The organism is Microbacterium sp. CGR1, assembly GCF_051062835.1.
Taxonomy (GTDB): domain Bacteria; phylum Actinomycetota; class Actinomycetes; order Actinomycetales; family Microbacteriaceae; genus Microbacterium.
The window spans coordinates 373,388-397,284 of record NZ_JAOTPG010000001.1 but is presented as its reverse complement, the minus strand read 5'-3'; the positions used below and the strand labels follow the sequence as shown (position 1 = coordinate 397,284).

Sequence of the window (23,897 nt, the reverse complement as noted above, 5' to 3'; positions counted from 1 at the left end):
GGCGGGCCGGGCACCGCCCGATCAGACCGGCATGGCGTCGGGGATGCCCGTTCTGAGCTCGACCGGGAGATGCCCGGTGTCGTTGTGCGTGAGCAGAGTCCAGGGACGTCCCTGCTTCTGCGCGATGACGGTCAGCCCGCAATGCGCCTGGTTGAGAGTCATCCATCGCCATTCGGGTGCTCCGAGCACCTCACGTACGAACCACGAGATCACGAAGTTGTGCGTGATGAGCACCTCGTGCACGTCACCCGGCTTGCGCACGAGGAACTCGTTGACGGCGTCGAACATCTGGGCTCGGCCTGCATCGAGCTCTGCCTCGGTGATCGAGCCGAAGAACGGCTCGTAGGCTGCAGGCGTCTCCTCGGTCATGCCGGTGGGAACGCAGTCGAACAGCAGAGCGGTCGGCGCGGGGTCGACCGACGGGAGTCGGGCGGCGATCGCGCGCGCCGTCTCGTTCGCACGCAGCAGGGGCGAATGCCACACGGCATCGAGGGGCAGGCCGGAGAGGCGGTCTGCGATCAGCTCGGCCTGGCGCTGGCCCCGTGGCGACAGGGGCCCGTCGGCGAGACCGTGCTCGGCGTCCTGATGTTCACCATGTCGGACCAGATATATGTAATGCGTCACAAACTCGCTCGCTTCATCGACAGCGCTTGCCGGGATTCACTCCACCCTATGCCAGGTCTGTGACAGGGGCGTTATGACGCTCAGTTGCCGGCGCGAGTGAGTTCGGCGACCTGTGTGCGCGAGAGCGTGACGCCCGCGCCCTGCATGAGCTCGTCGACATGATCGGTCGCGAACGCGTTGACGATCGGTGCGGCGATCGTGCGCTGCGCGAGCAACCAGGCGATCGAGACGGCAGCCACCGGCACCTCGAGCTCGGTGGCCACCTGGTCGAGCGCGCGGAGGATCTTGGTCCCTCGACGATTGAGATGACCGCGGAGCTGCTCGCCACGCACCCCTCGCGACGTCAGAGCCTTGCTGCGGTGCCTGCCGGAGAGGAATCCGTGCTCGAGGGCGTGGGACGGCGTGACGGCGAGGCTCTGCGCACCTGCCACGAGTCGCAGATCACCTTCGAACGGCTGGCGGCGGATGAGGTTGTACGGGGAATCGATGACCTCGATGCGCGGGTACCCGGCGGAGGCGAGGATGCGCGCCTCGACGAGTCGCTCCGGAGCGAATCCGAACGCTCCGAGAGCGCCGATCTTGCCCGCATCGACCATCCACTCGACGGTCGCGAGCGTGTCTTCGAGGTTCGTGGTCTTGTCGAGGGTCGCGTCGAGGTACAGCACGTCGATGCGTTCGACTCCCAGCCGTGTGAGCGAGCCTTCGACCGCGCGCACCAGGTTGACGGATCCGAGACCGGGGTTGTCGGCGTGCGCGCCGATCCTCACGCTGAGTACCGAGCGCTCGCGCTGTCCGCGCGACTGCAGCCACTGGCCGATGATGTGCTCGCTGCGTCCACCGGAGAAACCGTCGGCCGTGTGGATCGCGTTGCCGCCGAATTCCACGTAGCGGTCGAGGATCCCGTGGCTCGTCTCGAGATCGACGTTCCAGCCGAACTCCGCCGCGCCGAGCATGAGGGGGAACGTGTCGAGGCCGGTCTCGCCGAGTGGGACGCGGATGCTCTCCCCTATTCCGGGTCCGACGATCGGGATGGGTGCGGACGGGTGCTCTGCCGCGCCCTGCTGCGCGCGTTCGGGCGACGTGCCTGCGCCTACGCTGAACAACCGCATATCCTCACCCCCGCGTCAGTCGGTGCGTACCGACCTGCGTCACTGCCTGTAATTGCACCCCCCGGTGCGTACTTCGAGAGTAAGCGACATCCGCGAACTCGCCGACCAATCCGGGGAACGGCGCAAGAACTTCCCATAACGGTTTGGTCACATCGGATACGACGACGCCCGGGCCGTCCGTGAGGACGAACCCGGGCGTCGTGTCGAAGCGCTCCGATTACTCGGCTGCGGCCTCTTCAGCAGGAGCGGCGTCCGCTGCGGGAGCGTCGTCGAGCACGGGCTCGAGCGACAGCTTGCCGCGGTCGTCGATCTTCGTGATCTTCACGAGGATCTTCTGACCGACGGAGAGCACGTCGTCGACGTTCTCGACGCGCTTGCCACCGGCGAGCTTGCGCACCTCGGTGACGTGCAGCAGGCCGTCCTTGCCCGGGAGCAGGGAGACGAACGCGCCGAACGTCGCGATCTTGACGACGGTTCCGAGGAACTGCTCGCCCACCTCGGGGTTGGTCGGGTTCGCGATCGCGTTGACCTGGGCGCGGGCGGCCTCGGCCGAGGGGCCGTCGGTCGCGCCGATGTAGACCGTGCCGTCCTCCTCGATGGAGATCTGCGCACCGGTCTCGTCCTGGATCGCGTTGATCGTCTTGCCCTTCGGGCCGATCAGCTCACCGATCTTGTCAACCGGGATCTGCACGCTGATGACGCGAGGCGCGGTCGGCGCCATCTCGTCAGGAGCGTCGATCGCGGCGTTCAGGACGTTGAGGATCGTCAGACGCGCGTCGCGTGCCTGGGTCAGCGCGCCTGCGAGCACTGACGACGGGATGCCGTCGAGCTTCGTGTCGAGCTGGATCGCCGTGACGAACTCGCTGGTACCGGCGACCTTGAAGTCCATGTCGCCGAGGGCGTCCTCGGCACCGAGGATGTCGGTGAGTGCGGCGTAGCGCGTCTCACCGTTGACCTCGTCGGAGACGAGACCCATCGCGATACCGGCGACGGCTGCGCGCAGCGGCACACCCGCGTTCAGGAGCGACAGGGTCGACGCGCAGACGGAGCCCATCGACGTCGAGCCGTTGGAGCTCAGCGCCTCGGAGACCTGACGGATCGCGTAGGGGAACTCCTCGCGGCTCGGCAGCACCGGCACGAGTGCGCGCTCGGCGAGGAAGCCGTGCCCGATCTCGCGACGCTTCGGCGAACCGACCCGGCCGGTCTCACCGGTCGAGTAGGGCGGGAAGTTGTAGTGGTGCATGTAGCGCTTGCTCGTCGTGGGCGACAGCGAGTCGATCTGCTGCTCCATCTTGAGCATGTTCAGCGTGGTGATACCCATGATCTGGGTCTCGCCGCGCTGGAAGATCGCCGAGCCGTGGACGCGCGGGATGACCTGCACCTCGGCGTCGAGCGGACGGATGTCCGCCAGACCACGGCCGTCCATGCGCACGCTCTCCGTGAGGATGCGGCCGCGGACGATCTTCTTCGTGACCGACTTGTACGCCGCGGAGAACTCGAGCGGGGCTCCGGCGGGCAGGTTGCCGGCCTCGACCACTTCGATGAGCTGCGCCTTGACGCGGTCCTTGACCTCGTCGTCCTTGCCCTGGCGCTCCAGCTTGTCGGCGATCTGGTAGACGTTCACCAGGTCGTCGTAGGAGCGCTCGGCCACGAAGTCGTAGACCTCGCTGGAGTACGGCGGGAACACCGGGTACACGCCCGGCTCCTTCGCAGCGGTGGCTGCGAGCTCGGCCTGAGCCTTGACGAGCTGCGCGATGAAGGGCTTCGATGCTTCGAGACCCTGCGCGACGACGGCCTCGTCGGGCTTCGTGGCGCCGGCCTTGATCAGGTTCCAGCTGCCCTCGGTGGCCTCAGCCTCGACCATCATGATCGCGACGTCTTCGGTTCCGTCGGACTTGGTGACGACACGACCGGCGACGATCAGATCGAACACGGCCTCGCTGACCTGCTCGGCGGTCGGGAACGCGACCCACTGGTCGGCGTGCTCGCCCTGACCGGGGATGAACGCGAGGCGCACACCGGCGACCGGGCCCGAGAACGGAAGACCCGAGATCTGCGTCGACGCGGAGGCCGCGTTGATCGCGAGAGCGTCGTAGAACTCGCCAGGAGCGATCGAGAGCACGGTGATGACGATCTGGACCTCGTTGCGCAGGCCGTCGACGAACGACGGACGCAGCGGACGGTCGATCAGACGGCAGACGAGGATCGCCTCGGTCGAGGGACGGCCCTCACGACGGAAGAACGAGCCGGGGATCTTGCCTGCCGCGTACGAACGCTCTTCGACGTCGACCGTCAGCGGGAAGAAGTCGAAGCCCTCGCGCGGGTGCTTGCCTGCGCTCGTGGCCGAGAGGAGCATGGTCTCGCCGTCGAGGTAGGCGGCGACTGCGCCCTGAGCCTGCTGCGCGAGGCGGCCGGTCTCGAAGCGGATGGTGCGGGTGCCGAAGCGGCCGTTGTCGAGAACGGCCTCGGTGGCGGTGATTTCAGGACCTTCCAAGAGGTCTCTCCTTCTTTGTTTAGACTCGCGAATCCGTATGACGCGCGAGCGTGTTCATGAAGGAGCGGATGCAGCCGGATACGGGCGCGCGGGCAATCCCGCGAATGTCACCTGCGCTGGCCACCAGTAGAAAGCCACCCGACGACGCGCCGAGGAACCCACCACAGGGGACCAGCTCTCCGCCGATCGCTCCATGAGTCGATATGAAGTTGTGCGGCCGACAGACGTCGACCTCGTCCAGCGTACCAGCGGCACCCCGGAAACCCCCGCGACCGTGCGATCCGAATGTTCGGACACGCGTCGTCCACGCGTCGTTCACCGACCGGATGCCGGCTCGTGAGGAGCATCCGCTGTCCTGGCACCATGCGCATGTCAGTGATCGGATGCGGGTACCTCGGTGCCGTGCACGCCGCAGCGATGGCCTCGATCGGACACGACGTCGTCGGGATCGACGTCGACGCACAGAAAGTCGCGGCGCTGTCGAGCGGCACCGCGCCGTTCTTCGAGCCGCAGCTCGCTGAGCTCCTGCAGGAAGGCCTCACCTCAGGTCGATTGCGATTCAGCACCGAGATATCGGATGCGAGCGGTGCGGCGATCCACTTCGTCGCCGTCGGCACCCCGCAGATCGCGGGCGGACATGCCGCGGATCTGCGGTTCGTCGACGCTGCTGTGGCCGCGCTGCTCCCCCACCTGCGCCCAGGAGACGTGGTCGCCGGCAAGTCGACGGTGCCCGTGGGGACGGCCGAGCGGCTGAGCGCGGCTGTCGCCGACGCCGGTGCGACCTTGGTGTGGAACCCCGAGTTCCTCCGCGAGGGATGGGCGGTGCACGACACGATCTCGCCCGACCGCCTCGTGGTGGGTGTGCCGTCCGGGAGCGACGGCGAACGTGCCGCGGATGCGCTGCGGGACGCCTATCGCCCCGCGGTGGCGGCCGGCACACCGTTCCTCGTGACGGATCTGGCGACGGCCGAGCTGGTGAAGGGCGCCGCAAACGCCTACCTCGCCACCAAGATCTCGTTCATCAACGCCATGGCCGAGATTGCCGAAGCCTCAGGGGCTGACGTCACCCTCCTCGCGGACGCCCTCGGACACGACACCCGCATCGGGCGCCGGTATCTGGGCTCGGGCATCGGGTTCGGCGGAGGCTGCCTCCCCAAGGACATCCGCGCCTTCGCCGCCCGCGCCGAGGAGCTCGGACGCGGAGAGGCCGTGGGGTTCCTCCGCGAGGTCGACTCGATCAACCTCCGGCGACGCGAGAGAGCCGTGGAGCTCGTCGTCGACGCCCTCGGCGGTCTGGTGTTCGGACGCCGGATCGCGGTGCTCGGCGCCGCGTTCAAGCCGTTCAGCGACGACATCCGCGACTCCCCCGCTCTCGACGTCGCAGTGCGGTTGCGCGGTCTCGGCGCGGACGTGGTCGTCACCGACCCCGCCGCTCTCGACAACGCCAGAGCGGCCCACCCCCAGCTCGGCTACGCGACCGAACGCGACGACGCGCTCCGCGACGCGGACGCCGTGGTGATCGTCACCGAGTGGGACCTCTACCGCCGCGAGATGACTCCCGAGCACGCCGGGTCGCTCGTCGCCGGCCGGGTCATCGTCGACGGCCGGAACTGCCTCGACGCCGCCGCCTGGCGTGGGGCCGGCTGGACCTACCGCGGCATGGGACGCCGCTGATCGAGCCCCATCGCTCAGTCGCCTGAGCCGCCGGGCGCGTCGAGCCCGGGCGCGTCAGCTCACCCGCACCCCGCGTCGCGAGGTCGACCGCCCCAGGTACACGTAGTCGTCGTGCTTCGCGCTGCGCCCATCGCCCGCGGCACGACCGTGCATCCGACGCCAGACCCACGGCAGTGCGTGTCGCCGCCACCACAGACCGGCACCGATCGGCTCGTTCTCGTGCAGTGCGGCATCGAGAGCGCCGAGAGTGTCCGCGTGCGGGACGGCCAACATCTCGCCCGCCCGGTAGGCGAGGAAGCGGTGACCGCGACTGCTGAGATGCACGAGGTCCTCCCCCCAGTTCGGTCGGTCGGGAAGGGAGGGATGCAGGTCGGTGTCGATGAGGATCGCGCCCGTACGGGTGGCGACGCCCGCGAGCGCCGTCGCGAAGGCCGCGAACCGGCGGGAGTAGATCCCCGCCGCCCGTCGGCGAGGGAGGAACGGCGTGACCAGCACGACATCCGCTCCGATGCTGCGGAGTCGCCGCACCGCGCCCTCGACCTCTGCGGCGAGCGCGGGCACGTCGACGGTCGGCTTCACCAGGTCGTTCGCGCCGATGAGGATCGACACGAGGTCCGGTTCGAGCTCGAGGGCTCGCGGGAGCTGGATCTCGCAGACGTCCCGGACCCGCTTCGATCTGATCGCGAGGTTCGCGTAGTGCAGTCCACCGCGAGCGGCGAGCAGCAGTGCGAGGCGGTCCGCCCATCCGCGCAGGGCCCCGTCCGGCGCCGGGTCGCACAGCCCTTCGGTGAGGGAATCGCCCATCGCGACGTAGCGGTGCCAGCGACGCGTGTCGACGGGAGCAGCGATCTCGGGGCGGGTCAGGCGACGCGCGCGGAGACCCGAATCCACGGCGCGGAGCGTCCGTGCCTCGTCGAAGTGGCCGAGCAGCTGGTCGCACACGCTCGACCAGCTTCGCCCCTGGACTGCCTGGTGTCCCGCCTCACCGAACGCCCGGCGCTTGCGCCCGTCTCCGGCCAGGTCGGCGACCCTCATCCGCAGGTCCATCAGGTCACCAGGGCGGTACAGCCATCCGTCGATTCCCATCCGCACGAGATCCAGGGGGCCGCCACGTCCGGTGGCGACGACGGGGACGCCGCTCGCGTGGGCCTCCTGCAGGGTCTGACCGAATGTCTCGCTCTCCCCCGGGTGCACGAACACGTCGAACGATGCGGTCGCTGCGGCGAGCGCTTCTCCTTCGAGATGGCCGAGGAAGAGGGCTTCGGGCATCACGGCCTCGAGCTTCGACCGGCTGGGCCCGTCCCCGACGATCACGAGTCTGGCCCCGGGGATGCTCTGCAGCACGGCGAGGTCCTCGACCTGCTTCTCGGGTGCGAGCCGGCCGACGTATCCGATGACGACATCGCCACCCCACTGCGCTCGCAGCTCGTCACTGCGGCGAGAGGGCTGGAACCGTTCGGAGTCCACACCTCTGCCCCACCGACGCACCCGATCGACTCCGAGGGAGGCGAGGCGCTGCGCGGAGTCGGCCGACGGCGCGAGCGACAGGGTCGAGCGACGGTGGAGCCTGGCGATGTGCGCATGCGCGACACCCGTCGTCACCGGCACCCGGTATCTCTCGGTGTACGCGGCGACGTCGGTCTGGTACGCGGCGACCGCGGCGATGTCGAGACGCTCTGCGGCGAGCGCTCCCCGCCAGCCCAGCGCGAAGGGCGAGGCGAGGTGCACGACGTCGGGCTGGAAGCGACGGAGTGATGCGGCGATGCGGTGGGCCGACGAGGTACCCACCCGCACGTTGCGGTACCCGGGGAGGGCGACACTCGGGATGGGCTCGATGACCGCACTGTCGATCTCGGTGGGCATGCCGACGGCATCCGGCGCGATCACATGCGCCTCATGGCCCGTGCGCTCGAGGTGCTTCAGGATCTGCAGGACGGATCCGGTGACACCGTTCATGTGCGGAAGGAAGGACTCTGTCACGATCGCGACTCTCACAAGTCCAGGATGTCGTCGACGACGGGCGCCGACCGCCCGAAACCCCTCGGAGCACCAGAAGTTCACCGGATGCTGGATCGCGCGTCACCGGCTATCCGGACGTTGGTTCCCGTTCACCTGCGCCGAGCACTCTGGAGCCGTGCCCGATCTGCTCGCCGGCCCCTGGGCCCTCGCCGTCATGAGCCTGCTGGTCCTCGGAGATTCGTTCTTCGTCGTCGTACCAGGGGAGATCGCGGTCACCGCTCTCGGGGCGGTGTCCTCATCTTCGGGGGTGCCACCACTGTGGATGGTGATCGTCTGTGCCGGGGTCGCGGCCGCGGCAGGAGACGCCGCCTGCTATCTGATCGGTCGCACGGTCGGGACGGAACGCTGGCAGTGGATGCGGGCGCCTCGCGTACGTCAGGCTCTCACCTGGGCGCGACACCGACTCGACGGCGGAACGGCCACCGTGCTCTTCACGGCCCGCTTCGTTCCATTCGCGCGTCTGGCCATCAACCTCGTCGCCGGCGCCTCGCGCATACATCCCGGTCGGTATCTGTGTCTGGTGACCGTGGCGGCATTCGGATGGGCGGCCTATCAGGCCTTCGTGGGGGCCGTCGTCGCCGCTCTCGTCCCCGGAGGCCCGGTGGTGGCGGTCGGGGTGTCCGTGGCGGTCGCACTCGGTCTGGGTGCGGTGATCGACCTCGTCTCCCGCAGAGCACGGCGGTAATCCTCCCCACCCATCAGAGGCGTGCCCTAGGCTGGCGATCATGAGCACCGAAGAAGGCGCCTCCTCCAACGAGGACATGAAGCGCAAGTTCAAGGAAGCGCTCGAGAAGAAGAACGCGCACCACCGGCAGGGCGAGGCCCACCTGGATGGCGACTCCGCCGTCCACGGCGCGCCCGCCCCGCAGACGCGGCGCGAGTTCCGACGCAAGAGCGGTTGACCATACGGATGCGGGAGCCGGCAGCAGCCGACTCCCGCATCCTTCTTCTCCGCCCGGTGCTCAGACCTGCGACGCGCGGTTCCGGGCCCGCTCTTCTTTCGCTGCCATCTCATCGAGGGCGGAATCCTTCAGGCCCTGGACGTCGACGGCCTTCCGCTCATCTGCCATCCCGTGCTCGTCGACCCCGTCGAGCTGCGACTCCTCGAAGGGGATCGCGCCGCTCAGCACCTGCTGCACCCGATCGCGATCGATCTGCCGGGTCCACGTGCCGATCAGAAGCGTGGCGACCGCGTTGCCGGTGAAGTTGGTGAGCGCTCGCCCCTCGGACATGAACCGGTCGATGCCCACGATCACGCCGACACCGTCGACCAGATCGGGACGGTAGGCCTGCAGTCCACCTGCGAGTGTCGCGAGTCCCGCACCTGTGACGCCGGCGGCTCCCTTGCTCGCGATGATCATGAACACCAGCAGTCCGATCTGCTCGCCGATCGACATCGGCTGCCCCATTCCGGTGGCGATGAAGAGCGACGCCATGGTCAGGTAGATCGCGGTGCCGTCGAGGTTGAACGAGTAGCCGGTCGGCACGGTGATGCCGACGACCGGCTTCGAGACGCCGATGTGCTCCATCTTCGCGATGAGGCGCGGCAGAGCGGACTCCGACGACGAGGTGCCGACGATGAGCAGGTACTCGCGGGCCAGGTACTTCACCAGGCTGAAGATGTTCACCCGGGTGACGGCGAACAGCAGCGTCCCGAGCACCACGACGATGAACAGGAAGCAGGTGATGTAGAACGCGATCATGAGCACCCCGAGGCTCCAGATCGCCGCGATGCCCGTCTTGCCCACGACTGCCGCGATGGCGCCGAATGCACCGAGGGGGGCGAGCCACAGGATCATGCCGAGGATGCGGAACACCAGCTTCTGGAGGTTCTTGACCGCCTCCATGATCGGGGCGCCCTTCTCACCGAGTCCCTGGAGGGCGAAGCCCACGAGCAGGGCGATGAACAGCACCTGCAGGACGCTCTCACCCGTGAAGGCCGAGAAGAAGGTCGTCGGGATGATCCCGAGGATGAACTCGGTCGTGGTCTTCGCCTCGGCATCGGTCGCGTCGTAGCTCGAGTTCGCCATGTCGAGACCTGCACCCGGGTGGATGATGTTGCCGACGACCAGTCCGATCGCGAGAGCGAACGTGGACATGACCATGAAGTAGAGCAGCGCCAGGCCGCCGATCTTGCCGACGGTCGCCGCCTTCGCGATCGAGCCGACGCCCACCACGATCGTGCAGAAGATGATCGGCGCGATCATCATCTTGATCAGCGACACGAAGCCCTTGCCGATCGGCTCGAGACTCTGCCCGACCTCCGGCCAGATCAGGCCGACCGCCGCCCCGAGCACGACGGCGATGATCACCGACACGTACAGCCAGGTGTGCCGATCCCAGGCCTGCTTGCCGCGCCGCCAATGGAATCCGGGAAGCGAGAACCCTGTGGTGATGGCCATGTTTTCCTCCTTGATCATGAACGTCTTCGTCTCATGCCCGCCGGCGTCCTCGCCTTCGGTAAGCTCACCGTCGCGGACTTCCCCCGGCAGCACCATTTGTGGTCGTATTGGTCACCACCGATATCCGGACTCCGCGATCACCGACGATCGGAAGGACGCGATGAGACACGCGCGCGATACGAGGAGCACCGCTTCCCGGGTCTTCCTGGTGCTCCTGGCGGCCGCGGTCGTGGTCGGAGCCCTCGTGGCGGTCTTCCTCGTCGTGGATGCGCAGCGCGCCACGCATGCGGAAGCGGAGCGGGTCACGGCGGCGACAGCGGTGACGCTCGCATCGTCTCCCCTCGTCGTCGAGGCTCTCGCCGCGGACGATCAGGCGGACGCGACCCGCACTCTCGAGCCCTATGCGCTCGATGTCATCGCGGACGCCGGCCTCGACTTCGTGACGATCATGACGCCCGACGGCACGCGCCTCACGCACCCCGACCTCGATCAGATCGGTGGGGAGTACCTCGGCACCATCCCCGACTCGCCGCGCACACTCACAGAAGTCTTCACCGGCACCCTGGGCCCGTCGGTGAGGACCATCGTGCCGGTGATCGCATCAGGCGGCGAGCTGCTCGGCTGGGTGTCATCCGGGGTGACGATCGAATCGATCTCCGAGACCCTCGTGCGTCGGCTGCCGCTCTCGATCGGCATCACGGTAGGGCTCGTGGCTCTCGGCGCACTCGGCGCATGGGTGGCTCGTCGGTTCACACGCGGCATCGCAGGGGATCTGCCACCCGGACAGATCAGGGACGCCGTGTCGTCGTACGAGTCGCTGCGCACCCTGGGCGATGCGCTGCGCGCTCAGACGCACGAGCACGGGAACCGCATGCACACGGCGGTCGCGCTTCTCGAGCTGGGGCGCAGCGACGAGGCGATCGAGATCCTCACCGAAACCTCGCGCCAAAGCCAATCGCTCGTCGATCAGGTCACCGCACGACAGGCCGGCGACCCGGCCGTCGGTGCTCTGCTTCTCGGCAAGGCATCGCAGGCCAAGGAGCGCGGGATCGACTGGCGGGTCCGCATCGACCCGGACACACCCGCCTCTCCCCTCTCCCCCGTCGACAGCGTCGCTGTGCTCGGCAACCTCATCGACAACGCCATGGATGCCGCCGCCACCGGCGCCGAGCGCTGGGTGGAGGTCTCGCTGCAACCCTCGAAAGAGAGCGGAATCGTCCTCGAGGTGTCCGACGGCGGAGACGGCATACCCTCGGAGCTGCGCGAGCGCGTCTTCGCCCACGGCTTCTCGACGAAGCCCGCAGGCGCCCAGGGACGCGGAGTGGGACTCGCCCTCGTCCGAGCGGTGGTGGTCGGCGCAGGCGGCACAGTCGAGCTCTCCGCTCACCCGACCACGTTCACCGTCGTCCTTCCGCCGGCGAGAGGACGCAGGAGCGCATGATCCGCACCCTGATCGTCGATGACGACGCTCTGACGCTCGAACTCCATCGCTCGTACCTCGAGAGGATCGACGGGTTCTTCGTCGGTGGGGAGTGCACCGGCGCCCGGGCCGCGCTCACCGCCGTGCTCGAGCAGCCGCACGACGAGCCCTTCGACCTCGTCCTTCTCGACATCACGATGCCGGACGGCTCGGGCATCGATGTGCTCCGCGGTCTCCGCTCGCGAGCCGCGGCCGTGGATGTGATCGCGATCACCGGGGTGCGCGACGCGGACACCGTCAGGCAGATGGCGGCTCTCGGGGTCTACCAGTACCTCGTCAAGCCGTTCCCCTTCGCCGTGTTCCACGAGCGCCTCACGGCATACCGCACGTATCGGGAGCAGGCCCGGTCGACGGCCGGCGAGGCGACCCAGGCGGAGATCGATGCGCTTCTCGGACGCACGACCGGGACGATCCCGATTCCCAAGGGACTGTCGGCCACGACACTGCAGAAGGTGACCGCCGAGCTGCGTTCCTCCGGAGCCGCTGTGTCGGCGAGCGAGGCGGCTGTGCGGCTCGGGATGTCACGAGTGTCCGTGCGGAGGTACCTGGAGCATCTCGCCGACTCCGGGATCATCGGCCGCAGCGCCCGCTACGGCTCGAGAGGGCGCCCCGAGACGGAGTATCGCTGGATCCGACGGGCGAGCGGAGACGACTGACCCCGGCGCGCAAGACGCGGGCTCTGGCTTCCGCATTCGTCCCGCTGTCAGCGCGGGAGCCGGCCCTCGTGGATCAGCGAGTCAGGATCGACCGCAGCCCTGACGGTTCGCAGGCGATCGATCGCCGCCGGATCACCGCAGCGCTCGAGAATCTCGCCAGGCCCGAGGAACGTCGGGACCGTGTGCGAGGCGAGCGCGGACGCCACGACCCCGCGGAAACCCGCCATGCTCGCATCTCCCGGTTCGCTCGGCACCCCGGGGAAGACGGGCACCAGCGCATGGAGCAGCCAGCCGACGCCCTGAAGTGTCGCGAACCCCGCTCGTCGTGGTTCATCCAGCGCGCCACCCAGCATCCGGATGTCGATGCCCATGATCGGCCACTGCTCCGGCAGTGCGCGGAAGCGGAAGAGATCGTCGATCGTCGCGTCGTCGAGCGACGAGAGCGCAGCAGACACGCCCTTGCCCGGCGTCGGTTCTGTCGGCTCACCACTGGACGCGGCGACGGTCTTCGGCGACGTGGTCCCCGACACCTCACGACGAACCGTGCCGGCTCGCCGAACCCGTTCGATCATCTCGTCAGCGGCTCCGACCGTGGACAGCGCCTGCACGGTGAGGAAGCTGCGCCCACGGATCTCCTCGGGAAGCTGCGGCGCGTCGGGCATGCGCATCGAGTTCACGAACACGTTGAGCGATGCCGGGGCCACTGCGGACAGGTCTCGTACGGCCCGCATCACCTCACCGGCGTCTGCGGCTCGAAGGTGAGCTCGGTGCCCCATAGCGTCGGCGCGGGAACCAGGTCGATCTCGAGGGCCGTCACGATTCCGACGACGCCGCCCGCTCCGCGAAGCGCCCACATCAGCTCGGGGTCGCTCTCGTCGTCGACCCGCTCGTGGGCCCCGTCGCTTCGCAGCACCCACGCGGCCCTGAGGTTGTCGGACCCGAGGCCCGCCGTGCGGCTGAACCAGGAATGGCCGCCGCCCAGGGTGTACCCCGCGACGGCGACGACCGGGCTCGTGCCGGCAGGAGCCACCCAGCCGGTTCCTTCGAGAGCCTCGACGACGGCACCCCAGCGAACTCCGCTGCCGACCCGGACGACGCCGGAACCGAGATCGAGCGACAGCTCGTCGAAGGCGGACATCCGGAGGATGACGGCCCCTGCCAGGTCTCCGCCGGCACCGTGCCCGGTGGGCTGCACCGCGAGCGTCACGCCTCCGTCGCGCGCTGCGTCGAGAAGCGTGCGCAGGTCGCGCAGATCGGCCGGTGCGGCAACGCCGGCCGGATGCTGGTCGATCGCCAGGTTCCACGGACGGCGAGCCATGTCGAAGGAATCGTCGCCGGGGAGGATGAGGGAGCCGCTCAGGGCATCCCGCGCGGATTCGAGCACAGAACGAAGGGCCATGAGGTCACCGTACGACGCCCCTCGGACATCGTCTACTGCCTCATGGCCCTGCACTCGTTCCCCGTCGAGCCGGGGGGCCGGTCACTCTCCGGCGAGACCGCCGAGCATGTGACCGAACGAACGCCCTTCACCGAGGTAGGTGGCCGGATCGTAGGGATCGGCGATCGCGGTCGTCTCGCGCCGCGCGACAGCGTCGGCCAGCTCCCTGGCGCCCTTCTCGACCCGCTTCGCGAGCGGTGCGACGTCGTCTCCGGCTCCACCCCAGTCGCTGGACGCCGCGAACACGCCCGTCGAGACGGCGTCCGCGTGCAGGTAGGCGAACAGCGGGCGGATCGCGTAGTCGATCGCGAGCGAGTGCCTCGCCGTACCGGCGTTGGCGCCGATCAGCACCGGCGTGCCGGTGAGCGCGTCGGGATCGAGCACATCGATGAACGACTTGAACAGTCCGTTGTAGCTCGTCGAGAAGATCGGCGTGACGGCGATCAGGGCGTCCGCCGACACGACCGTGTTGATCGCAGTCTCGAGTGCCGGCGGAGCGAACCCGGTGAGCAGGTTGTTCGTGATGTCGTGCGCGTAGTCGCGCAGCTCGATCACGTCGACGCTGGCGTCGATGTCGTGCGTGGCGAGCGCCTTCACGGTCTCGGCCGCGAGACGATCCGCGAGCATCCGCGTCGACGAGGGGTTGGAGAGCCCCGCAGAGACGACGGCGATCCGGCGAGTGGCCATCTCAGGCCTCCTTCCGGCTGAGTCCGAACGCGGCACCGGCGGGAGCCGGGGTGTCCTGGTACGGCGAGTCTCCGGTCAGGTTGTCGCCGCGGTTCGCGCCGGGGCGGGCCTGGCGGGTGGGGCCGTCACCGAACTCGGCCTTCACCCGCGAGGCGTGGGTCGGCGCGTCGGGAACAGCGGCAGGGCGATCCTTGGCGAGCTCCTTTCGGAGCACCGGCACGACCTCGGAGCCGAGGATGTCGAGCTGCTCGAGCACCGTCTTCAGCGGCAGACCCGCGTGGTCGATCAGGAACAGCTGGCGCTGGTAGTCGCCGTAGTGCTCGCGCATAGCGGCGTACCGGTCGATGACCTGCTGAGGCGATCCCACCGTGAGCGGGGTCATCTCGGTGAAGTCCTCCATGCTCGGCCCGTGGCCGTAGACCGGGGCGTTGTCGAAGTACGGACGGAACTGGTTCACGGCATCCTGCGACTTCGCAGCCATGAACACCTGACCGCCGAGACCGACGATCGCCTGCTCGGGCGTGCCGTGGCCGTAGTGCGCGTAGCGCTGGCGGTAGAGCTCGATCAGGCGCTGGTAGTGCTCCTTGGGCCAGAAGATGTTGTTCGCGAAGAAGCCGTCGCCGTAGTACGCGGCCTGCTCGGCGATCTCGGGCGTGCGGATGGATCCGTGCCAGACGAAGGGAGCGACGCCGTCGAGCGGGCGGGGAGTCGAGGTGAAGCCCTGCAGCGGAGTGCGGAACTTGCCCTCCCAGTCGACGACGTCCTCACGCCACAGCTTGTGCAGCAGCGCGTAGTTCTCGATCGCGAGTGGGAGACCCTGACGGATGTCCTGTCCGAACCAGGGGTAGACCGGCCCGGTGTTGCCGCGGCCGAGCATGAGGTCCATGCGTCCGTCCGAGACGTGCTGCAGCATCGCGTACTCCTCGGCGATGCGCACCGGGTCGTTCGTCGTGATGAGCGTCGTCGAGGTCGACACGATGAGTCGCTCGGTCTGGGCGGCGAGCGCCGCCAGGAAGGTCGTGGGGCTCGAGGACCAGAACGGAGGGTTGTGGTGCTCGCCGATCGCGAAGACGTCGAGACCGACCTCTTCACTGTGCTTGGCGATCGCCAGGGTCGCCTTGATCCGCTCCTGCTCACTCGGCGTCACGCCGGTGGTGGGGTCGCGGGTGATGTCGCTGACCGACATGATGCCGAACTGCACCGGGACGCCTGCCTGCTCACTCATGATTGCTCCGTCTTCTCCGAACCGATGTCGTGCATCCGGTTCTATTCATTTGAATGTATCTGAGTCAACGCGATGCGAGCAACTTTATTCCCCGAGTAGCCTCAGAGGATGAACACCGCCGGAGCCGACACGACGAACCCCGCCACCGGATCCGTCCCGAAGCCCCGCAAGCGTGTTCCCTTCTGGGACAACGCGCGCTACGCGTGCATCGTGCTGGTCGTCCTCGGCCACGCCATCCAGCGACTCACGTACGACTCCGACATCGCGCTCGCGGCATACCTGGCGCTGTACGCCTTCCATATGCCCGCGTTCGCGATCATCTCCGGGTATTTCTCGAAGTCGGGCTCCCCCACCCGCGTGCAGATGGCCCGTGTCATCACGGATATCCTCCTCCCCTACGTCATCTTCGAGTTCCTCTGGACCCTCACGAAGTGGCTGGTCGAAGGGCAGGCCGACCCGAACTTCACCAAGCCGTCGTGGACGCTCTGGTTCCTGCTGGCCCTCGGGATCTTCCGCCTCGTCCTCCCCTACCTGGCGCTGCTGCGCTGGCCTCTGCTGTGGACCGTCATCATCTCGATCGGAGTGGGATACCTCCCGAACGTCGACAGCACGTTCTCGCTGTCGCGGACGCTCGGCCTGCTGCCGTTCTTCGCGCTCGGCTGGTGGCTGCGCGAGCGCGACATCGTCGCCCGCCTGCGTCTCCTCGACGTCCGCCCCTGGTGGATCCGCATCGCCAGCATCCTGGTACTCGCGGCGGCGGGCTTCGCCGCGTGGAACTGGATCGACGTCTGGAAGGAATTCGACCTCCGTCATTGGCTCTTCTACGAGGACGCGTATGCGGATCTCGGCGGGGAGCAGTGGTGGGCCGGCGGCGTGCGCATCGCGCTGATGCTCCTCGCGGTGCTCCTGAGCGCGGCGTTCTTCACGCTCATCCCCCGCGGAACCTATTGGTGGACTCGTTTCGGCCAGTACACGATGTACGTCTTCCTGCTGCACTCGTTCGTGCTGTATCCCTTCCGCGAGTCCGGTGCACTGCGCGATCTCGATCCGACCTGGCTCTGGCTGCCCCTCGTCACGCTCCTCTCGGTGGCTCTCGCCCTGGCACTGGCCACCAAGCCCGTGCGATGGGTGTTCCGCCCTCTCGTCGAACCGCGCCCTCGGTGGCTCTTCCGGGACCCCGAGCTCGCGGGCCGCGAGGGGCACCGCAGCGATCCCACCGGATCCCGCCGGCCGCGTCAGACGGCACCCGCTAGCCTGAAGGAGTGACCCGAGCCGAGCAGATCCGCGACCGGATCGTGGACCACGCGGAGGCATCGGCGTTCGGCGCCCACGGACTCCACGTCCGCGTCGGCAGCGATGTCGCAGAGCACCGATGGACCCCCGACGTCCGCGAGGAGATCCACTCCGTCGCGAAGGGCGTGTGCGTGCTCGCCACAGGTCTCGCCGCCGACGAGGGCCTGATCTCGTTGGATGCGCCGGTGGCCGAGTACCTGCCGGACTTCGCCCTCGGTGGCGGCGTCGATCAGGTCACTCTCCGACACCTGCTGTCCATGTCGAGCGGCATCGACCTCCCCTGGTCCGAGACGCTGATGACGGACTGGCCGGATCTCGCGCGCGAGTTCCTGTCCCGCCCGTCGCGCGGGCGCGTCTTCCAGTACTCCAACGCCAGCACCTACACCGCCATGACCGCAATCGCCACGAGGGTCGGCGACGTCGTCGACTTCCTGCGCCCGAGGCTGTTCGAACCTCTCGGCATCGACGACGTGGAGTGGGAGCGGTGCCCTCGGGGACGGATCGTCGCCGGGAGTGGCATCGCCCTGCGCACCGAGGAGCTCTCACGCCTGGGACGACTCGTCCGCGACCGCGGCGAGTGGGAGGGGCGACGCCTCGTGCCCGCGTCGGTGATCGACGCGATGCACTCCGATTGGGTCGTGGCGGGCGCGAATCCCGCCTACGAGCGCTACGCGCTGTCGGGGTGGGACGGCCCAGGCACTGCGTGGCGTCTGCACGGCGCCTACGGGCAGCTGCTGATCTTCTGCGATGACGCGGTCGTCACCATCACGGCGGACGATCACTTCGGCGCGGACGCGATGTCCGCGTTCGTGGTGGACACCCTCCGCACCTGACTGCGATCTCTCGTCAGGAGAAGAGCTCGGAACCGACGTACGACCCCGGCGTCGCACCAGCGGGGATCGCCCAGATCCCCGACCCCACATGCCGGATGTACTCGTTCATGAGATCCGTCGACAGCCGTCGCTGCAGGGTGATGAACTGCGCCGGATCGCGCTGATACGACAGGAAGAACAGCCCGGCGTCGAGGCGCCCGAGGTCGTTGTTGCCGTTGACGTAGTTGAACCCACGGCGGAGGATGCGGATGCCGTCGTTCTGGTCGGGATGCGCCAGGCGCACGTGCGCGTTGCGGTCGATGGCCGAGCCGCCGAAGTCGGGGGCGGCGAACTCGTCACCGCCCGACAGCGGCGCCCCTACGCCCTTGTCCCGCCCGATGATCGCATCCTGCTCGGAGAGCCGTACGCGGTCCCACGTCTCGATCAGCATCGCGATCTTGCGGGCCACCAGGTACGAGCCGCCCGTCATCCATGCGGGCTCGTCGGACGCCCCCACCCAGACGTTCTCGTCGAGAGCGGCGGAGTCATCGGCGAGGATGTTCGCGGTGCCGTCCTTGAACCCGAAGAGGTTTCGCGGGGTCGCCTGATCCGATGTCGTGCGGGAGGTCTTGCCGAAGCCGAGCTGCGACCAGCGCAGCTTCGCGCGCCCGAAGGCGATGCGGCTGAGGTTCCGGATCGCGTGAACGGCAACCTGAGGATCATCCGCGCAGGCCTGGATGCAGAGATCGCCGTGCGACGCCTGCGGATCCAGGTCGTCGCCGAGGAAGGCGGGGAGACGCTCGAGGGAGGCAGGGCGTCTCGTCGCGATGCCGTACCGGTCGCCGTCTTCGTTCTCGAACAGTCCGGGACCGAAGCCGATCGTGATGGTGAGACCTGCCGCAGGGAGCCCGAGCGCCTCTCCGGTGTCATCAGGCGGGACCTCGGCATCGCCGCCGACCGCACCGGTCGCGCTCACCTCGAGCCCCTGGGTCATCCGGGAGGCGGCGTACGTCCAGTCCTGCAGCAGTGTGATCAGGTCATCGCGATCGGTGCGGGGCATCATGTCGAACGATGCGAAGTGCAGGTGCTCCTGCACGGGGGTGGTGATGCCGGCCTGATGCGCGCCGAAGAAGTCGTATGCGTGTTCGGCATCGGCATGGGCCCTGGCACGGCCGAGAGCGACTCCGCCGGTCAGCCCGGCTCCCACCCCGACCGCCAGAGAGGCCACTCCGCCGCCGAGCGCCAGGCCGAGCAGCCCTCGCCTGCTGAGACCTGTCGGCGGGGTCGCCGCGGCCGCCTCCCCCGTCACGGAGTCGGCGGCCACGGCATCCTTCGAGCTTTCTTCCACCTGCGAGATCGTACCCGTCGGATCAGTCGAGCACTGTGCCGGTGAGCTGCGACAGCGGCTCGGCCAGGGCGTTGATGAGGTCGGTGAACTCGCGCTTGTCGGCGTCTGTCAGCTCGGCGTATCCGACGAAGCCGTCAGCGAGGGAACCGTGAGCCGCCAGGGACGCCTCGAGCGCCGCGTAGCCGTCCTCGATCTCGGTGACCAGCGCCTCTCCGTCATCGCCCTGCGCGGTGGCGAAGTCCTGCACGAGCGAGAATGCCATCTTGGAGCCTTCGACGTTCGCAGCGAAGTCGTAGAGGTCGGTGCCGGACCACCAGTCCTCTTCGCCGGAGATCTTTCCGGTCGCGACCTCATCGAGCAGTGCGATCGCACCGTTCGAGATGCCGCCGATGCCCTGGTCGTCGAGCGCCGTGGTGAAGTCGTCCGAGTGCACGTAGTCGTACAGCTCCTGCACGTCGGCGAGCAGCTGGTCGCCGTACTCTGCCCGCTCCTCGGTCGTCGACGGCGCCCAGTCCTGCCAGGCGGGCGTCTCGCCGTCGGCGTTGAGCGCGTCCTGCGCGGGCACCCAGAGGTCCTTCTCGATGCGATGGAAGCCCGTCCAGTCCAGCCCCTCGGCCACGGCGTCCACCTCGCGGTAGTCGATTCGCGGGTCGAGTGTGCCGAGAGCCTCGGCGACGGGCTCGATGCGCTCGTAGAAGGCGCGGGTCTGCGGGAAGAGGGCGCGTGCCGTCTCGTCGTCACCCGATTCATAGGCGGCGACGAGCTCGTCGACCGACGGCACGAGCTGCCCGACCTGGTCCTTCACGAACGCGGCGTACAGATCGACGGCCTGCTGCTTCTGCTCGGCATCCTCGCCTGCGACAGCGACGCGGTCGCCCGTCACGGTGAACTCGGACTTGCCGACGCCTTCACCGATCATGCCCGGCTTGCAGAGCGTGAAGTACGTGCCGGGCTGGGCCACGACCGTCAGGGTCCGCGATGCGGACGGTGCGATGTTCTCGACCTCTCCGACGATCCGCAGACCGTCGTCCGCGAGCAGATAGAACTCGGACGTCTGACCGCTGTCGTTCGTGACGTCGAACGTGAGCGTTCCGCTCTTCGCGGTCGCGCCCGACACGGCGCACTCCGAGTCGGTCGACGAGACGTCGAAAGCCGCGCCGGCCGAGACGTCGCTCTTGGCGACGCAGCCGCTCAGGAGGAGTGCGGCAGCTCCGGCGGCTGCGACGGCACCGAGGATTCGGCGAGAGGTGGTCATGCTGCTCCTTGCTGGGTGAGTGTGGATGCCGACGCGTCCTGTTCCGCGGAGGTCGACGTAGGAGGTGTGACGGCTCTGCGGGTGCGAAGCCCGCGGACGAAGCAGAATCCGACGACGGCCATGTAGAGCGCCCACGCGGAGACCTGGAGCCAGGTCATGCGCGGCATGAAGCCGATGGTCGCCTGGAGGATCGTCGCCCAGGCGCTGTCGGGCGCGATGACGTTCGTGACATCGAACGCCCACCCGAACGGGAACGCCGCCCATCCGAGTGCCACAGCCCCTGTCGCGGCATCGATCGGGGCCGCTGCGGTGAAGGGTCCCGGGAGCGCACCGGCCTCCTGCAGGTCCATGATCGCGTAGGCGAGCACGCCTGCAGCGACGATGACGAGGAAGCCGCTCGTCCAGGTGAAGAAGCGACGGAGATCCAGACGCACGGCGCCGCGAGCGAGCAGCCAGCCGATCACGACGGCGGCGAGAAGACCCAGGACGGCTCCGAGCAGTGCCGATGGCGCGTCCCCGAAGGACTGGACCATCGACCACAGCAGGAGCGTCGTCTCGATCCCCTCTCGTGCGACGGAGACGAAGCCGATCGCGATGAGGGCCCAGATGCCGCCCTGCGTGAGCGCTCGATCGAGTCCCCCCTCGAGGGTCGCCTTCATCGTGCGGCCGGCCTTCTGCATCCAGAAGATCATCCAGGTGACCATCCCGACGGCGAGCAGCGACAGCAATCCTCCGATGAGCTCCTGCGCCTCGAACGTCAGCGAGTACGCGCCGAACGTGAGGACCGCTCCGATACCCAGAGCGAGCGCGATCGCGAGCGCGACACCTGCCCAGAGCCTCGGCAGCGCGTCGCCTCGACCGAGGCGCCGGAGATAGGCGACGAGGATGCCGACGACGAGCGCGGCTTCAAGGCCTTCGCGGAGACCGATGAGAAAAGTGGCGAGCACGGAGGGAGACTCTCTGAGAAAGAATGAGGTAAGGCATCCCTTACCTCAAAGAGGTTAGCACCCCGTCCACACTGCCCTTTCACACGCACGTGCGACCGGTGGTAATTCGGCGCAATACTCGACCGCACTCCCCCGCGCCCGATCTACGCTCGGTGGATGGCTGATCTCTCGCTTCCCATCCTCGACCTGTCCCAGCTCGATGCCGGCCCCGAGGCCGCCGCGAGGTTCCGCGATGACCTGCGGGCAGCCACCCACGACGTGGGCTTCTTCTATCTCACCGGCACGGGCATCTCCCCGGAGCTCGAAGCGCGCCTGCATCGGGCCGCGCTCGACTTCTTCGCTCTGCCGGACGAAGACAAGCTCGCGATCGAGAACGTCAACAGCCCGCACTTCCGCGGGTACACCCGCATCGGCGGCGAAAGGACCCAGGGCAAGGTCGACTGGCGCGAGCAGATCGACATCGGTCCCGAGCGCGAGCCCATCGAAGGCGGACCCGCGTTCAACCGCCTGGTGGGCCCGAACCTGTGGCCCGCCGCGCAGCCCGAACTCAAAGCCGTCGTCACCGAGTGGCACGACACGCTGACCGAGATCGCGCAGAAGCTGCTGCGTGCCTGGGCCACGACCCTCGGAGCCGAGGAGACGTATTTCGACGAGCCGTTCCGCGACCCGTCGACCCTCATCAAGATCGTCCGCTACCCGGGCACCCATCAGCCGGAGCCCCAGCAGGGCGTCGGTGCGCACAAGGACTCCGGCGTGCTCACCCTGCTCTGGGTCGAGCCGGGTAAGGGCGGACTGCAGGTGGAGCGCAACGGCGAATGGGTGTCGGCTCCCCCTGTGCCCGGCGCGTTCGTGGTCAACATCGGGGAGCTGCTGGAGTACGCGACCGGCGGCTACCTCAAGGCGACGAATCATCGCGTGATCTCCCCCCGGGCGCCGGAAGAGCGCATCTCGATCCCGTTCTTCTTCAACCCGGCGCTCGATCAGCAGCTGCCGCTTCTCGAGCTGCCGGCCGACCTGGCCGCCGAGGCGACCGGCATCACCGAGGATCCGAGCAACCCGATCCACGCCACCTACGGCGAGAACGCCATGAAGTCGCGGCTGCGTGCGCATCCCGACGTGGCTGCGATCCACCACCCCGATCTGGTCGGCACGAACGCCTGACCCCGGTCACAACGCCGGACCCCGGCCACAGCGCCGGACCGCGGTCACAGCGCCGGACCGCCCCCGAGCGCGACGATCTCGCGCAGAGCCTGGAGATGTCCGGCGAAGGCCGCGCGTCCGGCCGCCGTCGAATGCACCCACGTGCGAGGGCGACTGCCGAGGCTGCCCTTGCGCGCCACGACGTACCCCGCGGCCTGAAGATGCGAGATGGCCTTGCTCAGCGGCGAATCACCGCACTGGAGGACTTCGCGGAGCGTCGCGAAGTCGAGCTCGACGCCGTCGCCGAGCGACGCGAGGAGCGAGAAACGGATCGGCGACGCGAAGTTGTCGTCGAGCCGGGTCCGCGGGTGCGGCACCGATGGAGTGTCAGTCACGGAGATCACGACCGGGGACGAACGACACGGCGACGAACAGCGCGATGATGCCCAGGCCGCCCACGAATCCGAGGCCGATCGGAACGCCGTCGAGCAGCACGAGCACAGTCATCGCACCGGCAGCCGCGGCGAAAGCGAGCAGGTGCGGCCAGCGCCACGAGGCACCGACGGCGGGAAGGCCCATCTCACTGCGAGCGGCCACGAGCCATACGAAGGCCATGAGCACGACGAGCAGAAGGAGCGTGCTCGCGAGCACCCCGTCCGGCGCGGAGCCGAGCATGGCCATCGCTCCGAGCACGACTCCCACGCAGATTGTTCCCCACCGCATCGCCCGCGGAAGCGGCTTCGGCATGGATCGCGGGGGGCGCGGGTCACCCGATGCCCGAGCGAGCTGCACTGCGCCGTAGCCACCGAATCCGACCAGCACGAGGACGGACGGGATCCACACGCCGATGGCTGGGAACCCCGGATCGAAGATCGCGAAGCCGAACACGACGAGCGCCGCGACCGCCGGCACACCAACGGCCAGGAGTGCGGGCCAGCGCGACCAGGTCAGACGCAGCTGCATCCCGCTCCGCTGAGCCATGCCTGTCGAGAGCTGCCCCCACAGGAGAAAGCTGAAGACGAAGATCTGCGGCGTCAGACCGCCGTGACCACGTATCGCCGTGGCCAGGGCAACGAGGTACACCGCGGTGACGGCCGCACCGGCGATCTGCAGCCACGCCAGTGCGCGCCGGTCGACGACGTGCCCACGTCGATGCTTCACGGCATCCGCCTCGTCGAGGTAGTGCTGCGCGATGTCCGCGCTGGGCGGCGCGAGCGCCTCGTGCCCGTGGACCGGCTTCTGCTCCATCGCGTGACCCCCTTCGCTTTCCATCTGGAAAGCTCACTACTTTCCT

At 68.3% G+C, this 23,897-nt stretch carries 22 protein-coding genes; 8 read left to right on the top strand and 14 right to left on the bottom strand.

What is annotated here, in order from left to right; genetic code table 11:
* Positions 1-21: 21 nt before the first annotated feature.
* The 3 genes from OD997_RS01885 to OD997_RS01875 all read right to left on the bottom strand — a co-directional run bounded on the left by OD997_RS01885 (position 22) and on the right by OD997_RS01875 (position 4,227).
* Positions 22-624: a histidine phosphatase family protein gene (locus tag OD997_RS01885; RefSeq protein ID WP_434330117.1), complete on the bottom strand. Its 603-nt coding sequence runs from the start codon at positions 622-624 to the stop codon at positions 22-24.
* 80 nt (positions 625-704) lie between these two features.
* Entirely contained in the window at positions 705-1,733 is a 1,029-nt protein-coding gene (locus OD997_RS01880; RefSeq protein WP_434330116.1) for an aldo/keto reductase, read from the bottom strand.
* Between the two features lie 217 nt (positions 1,734-1,950).
* Complete coding sequence (locus OD997_RS01875; RefSeq protein WP_434330115.1) at positions 1,951-4,227, bottom strand: polyribonucleotide nucleotidyltransferase; 2,277 nt, start codon at positions 4,225-4,227, stop codon at positions 1,951-1,953.
* Between the two features lie 363 nt (positions 4,228-4,590).
* Here OD997_RS01875 and OD997_RS01870 point away from each other — a divergent pair, with 363 nt between their 5' ends.
* Positions 4,591-5,901, top strand: a complete 1,311-nt coding sequence (locus tag OD997_RS01870; RefSeq protein ID WP_434330114.1) for a UDP-glucose dehydrogenase family protein — start codon at positions 4,591-4,593, stop codon at positions 5,899-5,901.
* A gap of 54 nt (positions 5,902-5,955) precedes the next feature.
* Here OD997_RS01870 and OD997_RS01865 read toward each other — a convergent pair whose 3' ends face one another.
* Positions 5,956-7,881 carry a GDSL-type esterase/lipase family protein gene (locus tag OD997_RS01865; RefSeq protein WP_434330113.1) on the bottom strand — a complete coding sequence of 642 codons (1,926 nt, stop codon included), beginning with the start codon at positions 7,879-7,881 and terminating at the stop codon, positions 5,956-5,958.
* Positions 7,882-8,035: 154 nt separating this feature from the next.
* On the opposite strand from OD997_RS01865, the gene OD997_RS01860 reads away from it, so the two are divergent.
* Complete coding sequence (locus tag OD997_RS01860; RefSeq protein ID WP_434330112.1) at positions 8,036-8,605, top strand: DedA family protein; 570 nt, start codon at positions 8,036-8,038, stop codon at positions 8,603-8,605.
* A gap of 40 nt (positions 8,606-8,645) precedes the next feature.
* Positions 8,646-8,822 (top strand): DUF5302 domain-containing protein, encoded by a 177-nt coding sequence (locus tag OD997_RS01855; RefSeq protein WP_431073123.1) that lies wholly within the window; start codon positions 8,646-8,648, stop codon positions 8,820-8,822.
* Between the two features lie 60 nt (positions 8,823-8,882).
* On the opposite strand, the gene OD997_RS01850 is transcribed toward OD997_RS01855, so the two are convergent.
* Positions 8,883-10,322, bottom strand: a complete 1,440-nt coding sequence (locus tag OD997_RS01850; protein WP_434330111.1) for a cation:dicarboxylate symporter family transporter — start codon at positions 10,320-10,322, stop codon at positions 8,883-8,885.
* A gap of 160 nt (positions 10,323-10,482) precedes the next feature.
* Between OD997_RS01850 and OD997_RS01845 the strand changes: the two genes are divergently transcribed.
* Both OD997_RS01845 and OD997_RS01840 read left to right on the top strand, forming a co-directional pair.
* A complete protein-coding gene (locus tag OD997_RS01845; RefSeq protein WP_434330110.1) occupies positions 10,483-11,763 on the top strand; it encodes an ATP-binding protein in 1,281 nt (426 codons plus the stop codon).
* On the top strand, positions 11,760-12,458 hold the full coding sequence (locus OD997_RS01840) for a response regulator (RefSeq protein ID WP_434330109.1): 699 nt from the start codon (positions 11,760-11,762) through the stop codon (positions 12,456-12,458). Before OD997_RS01845 ends, OD997_RS01840 begins: the two co-directional genes overlap by 4 nt.
* Before the next feature lie 47 nt (positions 12,459-12,505).
* On the opposite strand, the gene OD997_RS01835 is transcribed toward OD997_RS01840, so the two are convergent.
* The 4 genes from OD997_RS01835 to OD997_RS01820 form a co-directional block, all read right to left on the bottom strand.
* The gene (locus OD997_RS01835) at positions 12,506-13,189 is read right to left on the bottom strand and encodes a hypothetical protein (protein ID WP_434330108.1); all 684 of its coding nucleotides are present in this window, start codon (positions 13,187-13,189) and stop codon (positions 12,506-12,508) included.
* Positions 13,189-13,857, bottom strand: a complete 669-nt coding sequence (locus OD997_RS01830) for an FAD-binding oxidoreductase (RefSeq protein ID WP_434330107.1) — start codon at positions 13,855-13,857, stop codon at positions 13,189-13,191. Before OD997_RS01830 ends, OD997_RS01835 begins: the two co-directional genes overlap by 1 nt.
* A gap of 81 nt (positions 13,858-13,938) precedes the next feature.
* Entirely contained in the window at positions 13,939-14,583 is a 645-nt protein-coding gene (locus tag OD997_RS01825) for an FMN reductase (RefSeq protein WP_434330106.1), read from the bottom strand.
* A 1-nt stretch (position 14,584) separates the two neighbouring features.
* Complete coding sequence (locus tag OD997_RS01820) at positions 14,585-15,808, bottom strand: LLM class flavin-dependent oxidoreductase (protein WP_434330105.1); 1,224 nt, start codon at positions 15,806-15,808, stop codon at positions 14,585-14,587.
* A gap of 108 nt (positions 15,809-15,916) precedes the next feature.
* On the opposite strand from OD997_RS01820, the gene OD997_RS01815 reads away from it, so the two are divergent.
* Together OD997_RS01815 and OD997_RS01810 are read left to right on the top strand one after the other, a co-directional pair.
* Complete coding sequence (locus OD997_RS01815; protein WP_434330104.1) at positions 15,917-17,074, top strand: acyltransferase family protein; 1,158 nt, start codon at positions 15,917-15,919, stop codon at positions 17,072-17,074.
* A complete protein-coding gene (locus OD997_RS01810) occupies positions 17,071-17,934 on the top strand; it encodes a serine hydrolase domain-containing protein (RefSeq protein ID WP_434330103.1) in 864 nt (287 codons plus the stop codon). Before OD997_RS01815 ends, OD997_RS01810 begins: the two co-directional genes overlap by 4 nt.
* Before the next feature lie 13 nt (positions 17,935-17,947).
* On the opposite strand, the gene efeB is transcribed toward OD997_RS01810, so the two are convergent.
* From efeB to efeU, 3 genes are read right to left on the bottom strand one after another with little or no spacing between them, the layout of a single operon-like run.
* Positions 17,948-19,237: an iron uptake transporter deferrochelatase/peroxidase subunit gene (efeB, locus tag OD997_RS01805; protein WP_434332315.1), complete on the bottom strand. Its 1,290-nt coding sequence runs from the start codon at positions 19,235-19,237 to the stop codon at positions 17,948-17,950.
* Between the two features lie 46 nt (positions 19,238-19,283).
* A complete protein-coding gene (gene efeO, locus OD997_RS01800) occupies positions 19,284-20,516 on the bottom strand; it encodes an iron uptake system protein EfeO (RefSeq protein WP_434330102.1) in 1,233 nt (410 codons plus the stop codon).
* Positions 20,513-21,463 carry an iron uptake transporter permease EfeU gene (efeU, locus tag OD997_RS01795; protein WP_434330101.1) on the bottom strand — a complete coding sequence of 317 codons (951 nt, stop codon included), beginning with the start codon at positions 21,461-21,463 and terminating at the stop codon, positions 20,513-20,515. The genes efeO and efeU overlap by 4 nt, the downstream gene beginning before the upstream one ends.
* Before the next feature lie 156 nt (positions 21,464-21,619).
* Here efeU and OD997_RS01790 point away from each other — a divergent pair, with 156 nt between their 5' ends.
* Entirely contained in the window at positions 21,620-22,624 is a 1,005-nt protein-coding gene (locus OD997_RS01790) for an isopenicillin N synthase family dioxygenase (RefSeq protein ID WP_434330100.1), read from the top strand.
* Positions 22,625-22,668: 44 nt separating this feature from the next.
* Here the strand turns inward: OD997_RS01790 and OD997_RS01785 are convergent, their stop codons facing one another.
* Complete coding sequence (locus OD997_RS01785; protein WP_434330099.1) at positions 22,669-22,980, bottom strand: transcriptional regulator; 312 nt, start codon at positions 22,978-22,980, stop codon at positions 22,669-22,671.
* Positions 22,981-22,990: 10 nt separating this feature from the next.
* Entirely contained in the window at positions 22,991-23,851 is an 861-nt protein-coding gene (locus OD997_RS01780) for a hypothetical protein (RefSeq protein ID WP_434330098.1), read from the bottom strand.
* Positions 23,852-23,897 lie beyond the last annotated feature (46 nt).

What these genes read in the sequence shown, in the direction of transcription:
- OD997_RS01825 (WP_434330106.1), bottom strand. Translation starts at nt 14,583, where the DNA reads ATGGCCACTCGCCGGATCGCCGTCGTCTCTGCGGGGCTCTCCAACCCC.
- OD997_RS01850 (WP_434330111.1), bottom strand. Translation starts at nt 10,322, where the DNA reads ATGGCCATCACCACAGGGTTCTCGCTTCCCGGATTCCATTGGCGGCGC.
- OD997_RS01790 (WP_434330100.1), top strand. Translation starts at nt 21,620, where the DNA reads ATGGCTGATCTCTCGCTTCCCATCCTCGACCTGTCCCAGCTCGATGCC.
- OD997_RS01815 (WP_434330104.1), top strand. Translation starts at nt 15,917, where the DNA reads ATGAACACCGCCGGAGCCGACACGACGAACCCCGCCACCGGATCCGTC.
- OD997_RS01830 (WP_434330107.1), bottom strand. Translation starts at nt 13,857, where the DNA reads ATGGCCCTTCGTTCTGTGCTCGAATCCGCGCGGGATGCCCTGAGCGGC.
- OD997_RS01880 (WP_434330116.1), bottom strand. Translation starts at nt 1,733, where the DNA reads ATGCGGTTGTTCAGCGTAGGCGCAGGCACGTCGCCCGAACGCGCGCAG.
- OD997_RS01845 (WP_434330110.1), top strand. Translation starts at nt 10,483, where the DNA reads ATGAGACACGCGCGCGATACGAGGAGCACCGCTTCCCGGGTCTTCCTG.
- OD997_RS01835 (WP_434330108.1), bottom strand. Translation starts at nt 13,189, where the DNA reads ATGCGGGCCGTACGAGACCTGTCCGCAGTGGCCCCGGCATCGCTCAAC.
- OD997_RS01870 (WP_434330114.1), top strand. Translation starts at nt 4,591, where the DNA reads ATGCGCATGTCAGTGATCGGATGCGGGTACCTCGGTGCCGTGCACGCC.
- OD997_RS01855 (WP_431073123.1), top strand. Translation starts at nt 8,646, where the DNA reads ATGAGCACCGAAGAAGGCGCCTCCTCCAACGAGGACATGAAGCGCAAG.
- OD997_RS01820 (WP_434330105.1), bottom strand. Translation starts at nt 15,808, where the DNA reads ATGAGTGAGCAGGCAGGCGTCCCGGTGCAGTTCGGCATCATGTCGGTC.
- OD997_RS01840 (WP_434330109.1), top strand. Translation starts at nt 11,760, where the DNA reads ATGATCCGCACCCTGATCGTCGATGACGACGCTCTGACGCTCGAACTC.
- efeO (WP_434330102.1), bottom strand. Translation starts at nt 20,516, where the DNA reads ATGACCACCTCTCGCCGAATCCTCGGTGCCGTCGCAGCCGCCGGAGCT.
- OD997_RS01780 (WP_434330098.1), bottom strand. Translation starts at nt 23,851, where the DNA reads ATGGAGCAGAAGCCGGTCCACGGGCACGAGGCGCTCGCGCCGCCCAGC.